The organism is Pseudorhizobium marinum (assembly GCF_000705355.1).
GTDB classification, from domain to species: Bacteria; Pseudomonadota; Alphaproteobacteria; order Rhizobiales; family Rhizobiaceae; genus Neorhizobium; species Neorhizobium pelagicum.
In genome coordinates this window covers 1-566 of sequence record NZ_JMQK01000076.1, presented here as the reverse complement: position 1 = coordinate 566, position 566 = coordinate 1, and the positions used below count along the sequence as shown (strand labels likewise).

General features: G+C 58.3%; 1 protein-coding gene. It reads right to left on the bottom strand.

Translation table 11 applies throughout. The features are described from left to right. Positions 1–566: HAMP domain-containing protein (locus EO99_RS0125450; RefSeq protein ID WP_029621341.1), on the bottom strand; the 566-nt coding region annotated here is incomplete at both ends.

The window sequence follows — 566 nt, the reverse complement described above, 5'->3', positions numbered from 1 at the left end:
AGCTGGTCCACGAGACGGGACATGCCTTGGGTTTGCACCAGCAGAGCCCGCAATTGTTCTTCGCTGGCAGGAATTACACCGTCGGTCATGCCTTGCAGATTGCCCTGCAGCACGGTCAGGGGCGTACGCAATTCGTGGGCAACCGCCCGCGTGTTGAATTTCAAGCGGGTCTCCAGGGCGAGCAACTCGCTGGCCATGCGATTGATCGTGATCGCAAGTGTTTCAACTTCCTTGGTTGCACCCGGTTCTACAGTGACCTGAAAATCACCTTGCCCGATCTTTTCCGCAGCCGCAGTCAGACGGGTCAGTGGTGCCACGAGCCGATAAGCCAGGACGACGCCGATCCCGCTTGTGAAGACGATCAGCACAAAGCCGACACCCAAAACACCCTCGACAGGTGACGCTTCCGTGGCTTCCTCCAGTTGCGGATAAAGTGGCGCGAGTGCTGCGAGAGCCTTTGCCTCAGGGACCTCGCCGTTATTGATACTCACCCACGCGGTTCTGGCATCAGGGGGCAGCGCATCCAGTGCAGCGACTTCAGCATGATCGATATACCAGTCCACCAA